Below are 6,839 nucleotides of genomic sequence, written 5' to 3' on the forward strand. Positions count from 1 at the left end.
AACACCACAGCTTCATGGCACTCCCCTACGGTCACCACAAATGTGATAGGCAGACCATTTCCCTCACAACGCAAATGAATTTTGCTGCTGAACCCACCTTTCGAACGACCCAGTGCTTCTTGCTGTTGGCTTTGTTCAGTGGTGGATAAGAGGCTGCTTGGGGCTAGTTCCCCCTTTTTGCTCCTGCTGCATGTTGATGCGCACGGACAACACTCCCATCGACAAAGTGGATGTCCCAGTTAATTTTGCCCTCGGCATCGGCCTCGATCTGCAGGGCTTCGAGCAGTTGCTGCCACAAGCCGATGTGACGCCAGTGGTAGAATCGACCTGAAACTGTTGACCAGTGACCATAGCGACTGGGTAAGTCTCGCCAAGGAGCACCAGTTCTGAGAATCCACAAGATGCCGTTGATGACGGTTCGATGGTCTTTAGCGGGGCAACCTGTATGAGGCTTTTGTGGTGGAAGCAGGGACCAAATGCGCTTCCACTGCCGATCGTTTAATTCACCCCGTCGGTTCTTCTTTTGTGGTGGAAGAATCATGGAGGTTAATCAGTATTCCTGCACTATTTCTATTCTGCCAAAGGGTTTTAAAACACGCCCTAGTGTGCGATTGACCAGAGCTTGCACCTCGTTTGCCTGAGTCACATCCGTTTGGACAAAGATTGCTTCTCCCCCAGCTTCAACGATGTGTTTGACGGTTTCTTCCCCTTCCGTGACTCGTCGGGCCGCAATCACAACCTGCGCGCCTTCTCTGGCGAATGCAATGGCAGTTGCTCGACCGATCCCAGAACTTCCACCCGTCACAATCACGACTTTTCCATCCATACGTCCACTCATTGTGTGATCTCCCAATAACTTGCGATGACCGTTGAGTATCTCAGGCTGACTAATTTTGTGCTGCTGTGGAGTGAGACAATGTTGTCTGAAAGTGTGTGACTAAGGCATTAATCGTCGTTGAAACTTGGGGATCGCGATCGTAGAAGTCGAGATGTTGTCCTTCCGTCCAGACTAACTGCTTTTCCCCACTGAGGGAAGCGTAGAAGCTGCGAGCGTTATCCGGTAGGGCAGAACCATCGCTGTGAACCACTAACGTCGGCGTTGTGATTTGGGGAGCGATCGCCATGGCATCAAAGCCTTGCCATTCGGGCCAGGACATGACTGCAAAGCGATTGGTCCACTCTGGAATCACGCCGCGATCTTTACTGCCGTAGTAGCTGACATCGCCAAACATCGCGGCATTGCGATCGCCTTGGGAATAAGCTGGAACATAGGCGACTTGCCCTGTGCGATCGTATTGCTCACGTGCAGCCCAACCAATTGCCATCCGATTCCGCACTGTTGCTTCTCCAAACAAGGTGTTGAGTGAATCCCTGTCATGCAGCCATGCAGCAACGGTGGCAAAGGATTTGAAGCTTGCATCTTCCGCAACAGCTTGTGCCATGTAGCCGGCGCTAGCACAGATGCCGAGCCCACCCAGGCGATCGCCATCAATGACTGGTAAGGTTTTCAGAAACGTAACCGCATTCTTGATGTCCTGCACTTTAGCGGTAGGCGATTCGTATTGGCGAGGAGCCCCACCACTTTCACCCCAGTAGCGAAAATCAAAGGTGAAGGCAGCAAATCCGCGATCGGCTAAGCGTTGAGCATAGACCGCAGGCATTTGTTCTTTCACGGTTGTCCAAGCACCTGTCACGACAATGACAGGGAGTTTGTCTCCAGATTTGTAGGAAGTTGGCAGGTACAAGTTGCCCACCATCCGTTCACCCTCGCTCTGGAAGACAACCCGGTTGCGTCCGGGTTTGAAAGATGCAGGTCGTTCAGCCCTCACTTGTCCAGGTTCACCTGTAATTGCAGTAGGATTTACTGTCTCTGATAGGGCAATAGGGAGAGAGGAAAGAGAAACGAGTGCGATCGTGCCAGTTGCAATTAGGGATTGAATCAAGTTCATGGTTGGTTCCTCTGCTTGGGTTTCAATAACTCAAGAGTAGAAAAATTTCTCTCAAACCTAAAGCCCGATTCTTGCGCTGTTTTATCAAAATTTTGCGGTTGTATTTTGCGTTAAAGCTGTGCCCCTATGCAACCCACCCGACATCCTTTCCTTAATCTGGAGACAGCGCGGCTTTTATTACGGCAAACTACCCTGGATGATGCGGATGCGGTATTTGCAATTTTTGCTGATCCCCATGTCACTCAGTTTCATGATCTAGATACATTAACCCATGTTGAGCAGGCGATCGCGCTGATTGGACGACGCGCTAAGGAATTGGAGTCGGGACGTGGAATTCGTTGGGGAATTGCACTGAAAGCGAACCACAGATTGATTGGTTCCTGTAGCACAAAAATCAGGAATCAGAAGCGTCAAATCGGTATTTACAGAAGAGTGATACCGATTATTCAAGGAACGCTGTATTGATGAACCGATATTTGAATTGGGCGGGAGCCACTGTCTTACTAAGTGCTAGCGTTGTCGCCTGGTTCCATCCTGCGATCGCTTCAACCTATCGCAGTAGCACTGATAGCACGGTTGTCGTCTTGCAAGAAACCAGTCCTCTGTCCGAAAAGCCTTGGGGCTACTATTTCACCAAGAGCGCGGGTCGTTCTTGGAAGGGCGATATTGCGATCTCAAGCAAGGCTGCAGGGGCTGGACAGACGTTGTATACGGGAACATTTCAGGATCAAGTGATGGGTCCTGGAACAGCAATGACTTGTACTGGCAAGATTCGCATCGCCCGGCAAAATCCGGGAGTGAGCAATCAGATTGGAGCCAAGGTGACCTGGCAAATCACGGGGGGCAGTGGGTGTCCTCAAGTCGGGCGGAGCGTCACGCTTGATCTGGTGGAGTCTCTACCACGCCCAGATCGCAACGGTGACTTTACCTCAACCAACGCCAACACGTGGATGAGTGAGACGAATGGGAACGTCACCTGGTTAGCTTGGCGGGTCGTCTCCAGCGATGGCAAACTCAACTGCCGCACCAGTCCGAATGGTAGTATCCAACGGGTGTATACCACCCGTGATCGGATTGAAGCAGAGACGCGTGGTGCCACTGCGTTTACGTTCTCTAATGGTGCCCCTTTGATGAGCACTCGTCAGGGTTGTTATGTGCGGGCGAACGCCCAGTATTTGCAACCGATTTCAATTCCTTTCTAAGCGATGCTCCCACTGCTGGGTGAATTGCTTTCACCCCTGCTGAGCCCTGATGGGATGAGAAGGCTGTTCGCCTAATATGTTCTTAAAGAGAGAGACCGCTTTTGTGCGCAACAGTTTGACTTAGATGAACCGATACAGAGTGTTGTAGACGCGAAATAAATTAGAAGCTGGGGGTTTATACCTTCAGCTTTTTAGTATTTGCATGTAGCAGAGCCAGCTTATTTTGCCGAAAACATGGATGAATTGAGGCATTTTCAGCAATAATCTAGCTATTAATGCCTCAATTCATCGATGCGGAGACGTGGACCTGCGGGTGAAGCATAACATCAGAGGCAACGGTGTTCGGTGCAAGCTATGTTAGGCGGCGTTGCTCACTCAGCTCTCACGAACATCTTGGGAAGCAACTCGTCGTCGGATGCGGCTGTGGGTGGGGAGAGCAACCTCAGCGACATCCCCCATTCGCGCTCGTCCTCTTCGTCGAATGTGCCAAGCTCGCTGAAGTCATCCTCCTGAAGAACCATCCTCGCCTCTTCCTCGTCAGGGAACTCGTGTGTCACCCCGTCCATATCGAAAACGTCGGCCGTCCCGTTGGTGAAAACGCGTAGGCGCGCCCAGTTCAAATTTGGGAAATGCCCCTACATCAGCCACCACTAAATCGGTTCAACTTCTTTCTGACTCACCTCATATACCTCTATTAACCGTGCACAACCGAGCTGCCTAACGGCCTTAAGTTGAGCGGACGGTGACGCAAAACAAGCGCGATGATAGTGTGACGATTCGTGCCGCTCCAGTGAATCGTTAGATCTTAGTAAACTAGAGCCTTTCACTAGAAAAGTAACTAAACCTCAATCCAAAGTGCTTCTTCAGTTTTTCTTACTCTCAAGCATTTCTTCTGGCTCTGAAGCAGCCTCCCATTGGAATAACGGCAAAGCCAAAGATATAAAGCCAGAATCCAGGCTCTGTATGACAAGGGTAATCCACGGTCCTATGGAAACCTACCGTAGCTAGAAGAAAAGACCCTAGCATCCAAAACAGAACTGTCGGAAAAAGCATAACTAAAAACAAGACAAAACATTTGTTGATACTAACCCTGCTCAAAAAATAGCTGGCAAACAAAAAGCAGGTTGCAAAGGAAAAACATAAAAAATACAAATAGTAAAAAGTTACATTGCCTCGTTTCAACCAGTCAATGTAACTTAGCTCCAGACTAAAACTGTCACCTAGATGGCCGCATGAGAACCATTTCATGAAAAGCGAACAAAACAAGATGGACATTCCAGCGATTGGCGAAAAATTTATCAACTTACTGGCAATCGTTTGGTTCATTGCTAAAAGTCTTTAGTTCAAGCATTTAGGAGAAGCAAGAAAACTGTCAGAAGACTCAGTATCGCTAGTAGTCTAACGGTACAGTTGAGTCAATACAGATAACTTTGTGATTCCAACTGATCAATTTTGATATTCGGCTTCAACGCCGAGTTAGCTAGGGGCAATCACCGCTGAACTTTGTCTAGCAGCTTAACATCGAGATCACAAAGATAATCCCGTCCGTATGTCTCGTTCTCCAACCCATCCACTAAATGCTGCGGTAAATCTTGGATGACCTCCTGGCTGCAACTCCCAGCCGCCAACGCGATCGTTGCCACCGTGTCAACATCGCCTCCAAAACGAACACAATCTTGCAAAATGGCACTAAGGCTTGTGTGACGAAGCACTGCTGTCACTGCTGCTCTGACACTCATCCATCCTTGAGCACCCACTTCGCCTTGCCACGGCTCATTCCACTGATACCCAGGAACGTGGCTATCAAGAAACTTCCCTAATGCTGACTTAACGCCCAAGTCATACAGAAAGTAATGCGTCATCAAAGCTGAGGCTTGGGCTGCACTGATGCCAGCAGGGGTATTATGAGTCACCTGCGTTTGAATCGAGGCTCGTTCTAACACCTCTTCCACCGTTGCAAAAATACCAACTGGACCTGCTCTCATCGCCGCCCCACTTTTGTCACTGTTGGGTTGGATGTTAGCCAGGAACTCTTCGCCAGTTTGAGTCTGCTGTAGAAATGCATAAAAGCGCGAAGCATAGCCTTCACGAGGGTCACGATGAAAGACTTCAACAAAACGATGAGCAAGGTGTAGAGGTGTCCAACGATCGTCTGCCACAATCGCTTCTGCGATCGCTATACTCATTTGAGTATCGTCAGTATATTGGCCAGGGCGTGTGCTGTATCGGGGGTGTTGGAGGTAGCCTGATAAATCATTACGTTCCAGAACTCGTTTTGAGACATATTCAAATCCAGCGCCGTATGCATCCCCAATCGCTAACTCCAATAACATATCTACCTACCCTCAGATAACCGATACTCAGGTTGCCCTTTCGATCATTACAGATCAGCTGCTTACATTGCTACTACGCCACTTTTGTGAAAGTTTATGGAACAATGCCTGAACTAGAGTTAACACCCCTTTGAGTGAAACGATTGAACGAGATTTGATGTCGGATCTGGAAGTGGGAATCTGGCTGAAGCGATTTTGGGTGGAGAGTACACAAGCCGCGATCGATCTGGTTTTAGGAACAGCACTCATGGCAATGCGTACCATTCTGGAAGGACATCACGAGCTTAACTATCCAGAACAAGTAACGCAGTTGATTCTCAAATCTTTGTGAGTGAGCAATGATAATGCGGGTGCGATCGCACCCAAAGCTCTCAAGCCTTTTCCAGAGGAGTAATCTGTTGATTGCCAGTGGTATCCCTACGTAATCTGATTAATTTAGAAACTGCTTGAAACGTCAAGAAATCCTGAAATGTGATTAATTGGGAGGAAAGCAAATGAGCCGCATTGTTGTCACAACGTTGGGAACGCTGGGAGATCTCCATCCCATGATTGCAATCGCTCTTGAACTGCGGCAACGGGGGCATGAGGTGATGTTTGTCACACATCAAGTGTATCAATCCAAGTTGACAGCGTTGAACTTTGAGTTCCACCCATGCGCCCCGATTTCACGGCCATGAATGATTCGCAGGAAATGGCACGGATAATGGATCTTAAAACAGGGCAGGAATACATGGTGCGCCAGTGGGTAACTCCCAGTTTGCGGGAGATGTATACCGACTTGCTTAACGTTGCTGAAGTTATTGAAGATTAACCGATTTGCGATTCATGTTCATTAAACAGGGCGTTCCCAGGGTTCGCCATACTGGCGATAACCCACTTGCTTAAAGGCAGAAATCATTCGTACATTCGTGACAGCCGTATCGCAGAATATTTGCCAGACTCCGATCTCCTGCAATATCCGTGTTCCTTGAGACAGAAGATCGTTGGCAAAGCCAAACCCTCGATACTCTGGCAAAACTCCCATGTAGTAGATAGTTCCTTCTTCTAAATCTGCTTTGGCACAACCATTGAATGTCACTGGAAGAACCACGCCTACAATGTCCCCACGCTTGTTAATTCCAAACTGCCACCAGTCATCTTGATACGAAAAATCATCTCTGGCTAAATTCAAAAACATCTCGACCGCTGGCGTTGCACAATAGTAATATGATGCAGCGTTGAGGGTCTCCTGATGCAATGTCCAGACTGTCAATCCACTCACGTCGTCAAAAACGGTCGCCGTCAACAGCAGCAGAACTACTTGTGCCGTCAGTGCTCTCGTCAGTTCCTGGATGCTTACCAGCCCAAAGGCTATC

Annotated in this window: 10 protein-coding genes and 1 pseudogene; 5 read left to right on the forward strand and 6 right to left on the reverse strand. The window is 48.8% G+C overall.

The window, feature by feature from the left end; all coding sequences use genetic code 11:
• The 3 genes and pseudogenes from H6F72_RS25545 to H6F72_RS25555 form a co-directional block, all read right to left on the reverse strand.
• Nucleotides 1-541: pseudogene (locus tag H6F72_RS25545) on the reverse strand (IS5 family transposase); the annotation flags it as partial.
• 9 nt (nucleotides 542-550) lie between these two features.
• Complete coding sequence (locus H6F72_RS25550) at nucleotides 551-838, reverse strand: SDR family NAD(P)-dependent oxidoreductase (RefSeq protein ID WP_348252751.1); 288 nt, start codon at nucleotides 836-838, stop codon at nucleotides 551-553.
• 49 nt (nucleotides 839-887) lie between these two features.
• Nucleotides 888-1,949, reverse strand: coding sequence for an alpha/beta hydrolase (locus tag H6F72_RS25555; protein ID WP_190442204.1), 1,062 nt, complete (start codon nucleotides 1,947-1,949; stop codon nucleotides 888-890).
• Between the two features lie 126 nt (nucleotides 1,950-2,075).
• Here H6F72_RS25555 and H6F72_RS25560 point away from each other — a divergent pair, with 126 nt between their 5' ends.
• Together H6F72_RS25560 and H6F72_RS25565 are read left to right on the forward strand one after the other, a co-directional pair.
• A complete protein-coding gene (locus H6F72_RS25560; protein WP_190442205.1) occupies nucleotides 2,076-2,414 on the forward strand; it encodes a GNAT family N-acetyltransferase in 339 nt (112 codons plus the stop codon).
• Nucleotides 2,414-3,151 (forward strand): hypothetical protein, encoded by a 738-nt coding sequence (locus H6F72_RS25565; protein ID WP_199299312.1) that lies wholly within the window; start codon nucleotides 2,414-2,416, stop codon nucleotides 3,149-3,151. The genes H6F72_RS25560 and H6F72_RS25565 overlap by 1 nt, the downstream gene beginning before the upstream one ends.
• A 371-nt stretch (nucleotides 3,152-3,522) precedes the next feature.
• Here the strand turns inward: H6F72_RS25565 and H6F72_RS25570 are convergent, their stop codons facing one another.
• Complete coding sequence (locus tag H6F72_RS25570; RefSeq protein WP_190442206.1) at nucleotides 3,523-3,717, reverse strand: hypothetical protein; 195 nt, start codon at nucleotides 3,715-3,717, stop codon at nucleotides 3,523-3,525.
• A gap of 924 nt (nucleotides 3,718-4,641) precedes the next feature.
• Nucleotides 4,642-5,484, reverse strand: coding sequence for an ADP-ribosylglycohydrolase family protein (locus H6F72_RS25575; RefSeq protein ID WP_190442207.1), 843 nt, complete (start codon nucleotides 5,482-5,484; stop codon nucleotides 4,642-4,644).
• A gap of 130 nt (nucleotides 5,485-5,614) precedes the next feature.
• Between H6F72_RS25575 and H6F72_RS25580 the strand changes: the two genes are divergently transcribed.
• Complete coding sequence (locus H6F72_RS25580) at nucleotides 5,615-5,815, forward strand: hypothetical protein (protein WP_190442208.1); 201 nt, start codon at nucleotides 5,615-5,617, stop codon at nucleotides 5,813-5,815.
• 163 nt (nucleotides 5,816-5,978) lie between these two features.
• On the forward strand, nucleotides 5,979-6,161 hold the full coding sequence (locus H6F72_RS30490) for a glycosyltransferase (RefSeq protein ID WP_242017135.1): 183 nt from the start codon (nucleotides 5,979-5,981) through the stop codon (nucleotides 6,159-6,161).
• A gap of 155 nt (nucleotides 6,162-6,316) precedes the next feature.
• Here H6F72_RS30490 and H6F72_RS25590 read toward each other — a convergent pair whose 3' ends face one another.
• On the reverse strand, nucleotides 6,317-6,661 hold the full coding sequence (locus H6F72_RS25590; RefSeq protein WP_190442210.1) for an N-acetyltransferase: 345 nt from the start codon (nucleotides 6,659-6,661) through the stop codon (nucleotides 6,317-6,319).
• 54 nt (nucleotides 6,662-6,715) lie between these two features.
• On the opposite strand from H6F72_RS25590, the gene H6F72_RS25595 reads away from it, so the two are divergent.
• A partial coding sequence (locus H6F72_RS25595; RefSeq protein WP_304940961.1) for an IS1 family transposase occupies nucleotides 6,716-6,839 on the forward strand: 124 nt, incomplete at its 3' end.

The organism is Trichocoleus sp. FACHB-46, from assembly GCF_014695385.1.
Classification (GTDB): Bacteria; Cyanobacteriota; Cyanobacteriia; order FACHB-46; family FACHB-46; genus Trichocoleus.

Coding starts and splice junctions, on each gene's coding strand:
- H6F72_RS25575 (WP_190442207.1), bottom strand. CDS start 5,484: ATGTTATTGGAGTTAGCGATTGGGGATGCATACGGCGCTGGATTTGAA.
- H6F72_RS25565 (WP_199299312.1), top strand. CDS start 2,414: ATGAACCGATATTTGAATTGGGCGGGAGCCACTGTCTTACTAAGTGCT.
- H6F72_RS25555 (WP_190442204.1), bottom strand. CDS start 1,949: ATGAACTTGATTCAATCCCTAATTGCAACTGGCACGATCGCACTCGTT.
- H6F72_RS25560 (WP_190442205.1), top strand. CDS start 2,076: ATGCAACCCACCCGACATCCTTTCCTTAATCTGGAGACAGCGCGGCTT.
- H6F72_RS25550 (WP_348252751.1), bottom strand. CDS start 838: ATGAGTGGACGTATGGATGGAAAAGTCGTGATTGTGACGGGTGGAAGT.
- H6F72_RS25590 (WP_190442210.1), bottom strand. CDS start 6,661: ATGTTTTTGAATTTAGCCAGAGATGATTTTTCGTATCAAGATGACTGG.
- H6F72_RS30490 (WP_242017135.1), top strand. CDS start 5,979: ATGAGCCGCATTGTTGTCACAACGTTGGGAACGCTGGGAGATCTCCAT.
- H6F72_RS25570 (WP_190442206.1), bottom strand. CDS start 3,717: ATGGACGGGGTGACACACGAGTTCCCTGACGAGGAAGAGGCGAGGATG.